The 1,459-nt window shown below is 45.2% G+C and carries 2 protein-coding genes; both read left to right on the forward strand.

What is annotated here, in order from left to right; translation table 11 throughout:
- The first annotated feature begins 224 nt into the window (after positions 1 to 224).
- Entirely contained in the window at positions 225 to 1,268 is a 1,044-nt protein-coding gene (gene cobT, locus R7070_RS25085; RefSeq protein WP_318141382.1) for a nicotinate-nucleotide--dimethylbenzimidazole phosphoribosyltransferase, read from the forward strand.
- A 44-nt stretch (positions 1,269 to 1,312) separates the two neighbouring features.
- The coding region (locus tag R7070_RS25090) for an adenosylcobinamide-GDP ribazoletransferase (protein WP_318141383.1) at positions 1,313 to 1,459 on the forward strand (147 nt) is incomplete at its 3' end.

A 1,459-nucleotide genomic window follows, 5' to 3' on the forward strand; every position in this document is an offset into this window, starting at 1 on the left:
ATTTATGTAAAAACAGCCACCTAGAATCATATTCTTGTCAATATGACAGTCAGAATGCTAAAAACATCAGCAAAAAGAGAAAATCAGATGAAATAGAATGAAAGAGGCGTACACTTATTCTCTCATTCGTCGTCAGCCTTTTATCTTGTCTCGTCGTAATGCATACGCAACTGTAGACAACGTTTCTATCGAACGAACACCAATTACTTGAAGGAATACCAAACATGGATTGCTCTTTTTCCGCAGATATTCAAACGCGCATTGATAACAAAACCAAACCCTTAGGTGCTCTAGGGTTGCTAGAAAAAGTCGCATTGCAGTTAGCGTTGATTCAAAGCCAAGATCAAGCACAAGCCGTTGAAGAGATTGTTATTCGCAAGCCAACGATGTTGGTGTTTTCTGGCGACCATGGTGTTGCGAAAGAAGGCATTAGCATCGCACCGAGTGAAGTTACCCAGCAAATGGTTGCGAACTTCCTTGCTGGAGGTGCGGCAATTAACTGCTTTTGCGATGTAAACCAAATCGAATTCAAAGTGATTGACTGCGGTATGCTTGCGCCAATCGAAGTCATGGTTCCTGAGTTTAAATCTCATCCGAATTTAATTGAGCAGCGTTTAGGAAATGGCACTGCCAATTTTTCAAAGCAAGCGGCGATGTCTTCTGAACAAGTGGCGCTTGGTTTGGAATATGGTGCAAGAGTGGCACAAAGCACCATCTATTCAGGATCTAACTTACTGATGTTTGGTGAGATGGGGATTGGAAACACCAGCTCGGCTTCTGCATTATTGGCGGCACTCAGCCCGCTTGCGGTAAACTACTGTGTTGGCCTTGGTACGGGCGTCAACTCAGAGCAGTTGAGCCGAAAGTTAAAGTTGGTTTCTCAAGGGGTAAGTCGTTGTCGAGGTCTAGACGCCAAAGCCGTATTATCGCAAGTTGGTGGATTTGAAATCGTACAGATGGTTGGGGCGTTCCTTGAGGCGAAGCGTTTGAAAACGCCAGTGCTTGTCGATGGTTTTATTGTCTCTGTCGCGGCGTATGTTGCCACGTTACTAGACGAAGAAACACGTGACTACATGCTGTTTGCACATCGTTCAGAAGAAAACGGACACAAGTTTGTGTTGGAGTTATTAAAAGCCGAACCTTTGCTAGATTTAGGGCTCCGCCTTGGTGAAGGAACAGGTGCTGCGTTGGCATTGCCGCTATTGAAGGCCGCTGCGCAGTTCTATAATAAAATGGCCAGTTTTGAGAGTGCAGGAGTAACGGTTTAGTGTCTGAGTCAAAAAGTTCAAGACAAGCAACGCTACGCTATCAAATGGAGCTATTCCTCTTGGCTGTGAGCTTTTTTAGCCGCTTGCCTGTACCGAGTGACTTACCTTACAGCGAAGAACGTATGAACCAAGCTGGGCGATATTTTGCCTTGGTTGGTGTGATTCTTGGTGTGCTTTGCGCGCTTGTGTTC

It is taken from the genome of Vibrio sp. 1557, from assembly GCF_033340175.1.
GTDB classification, from domain to species: Bacteria; Pseudomonadota; Gammaproteobacteria; order Enterobacterales; family Vibrionaceae; genus Vibrio; species Vibrio alginolyticus.

Coding starts and splice junctions, on each gene's coding strand:
- cobT (WP_318141382.1), top strand. CDS start 225: ATGGATTGCTCTTTTTCCGCAGATATTCAAACGCGCATTGATAACAAA.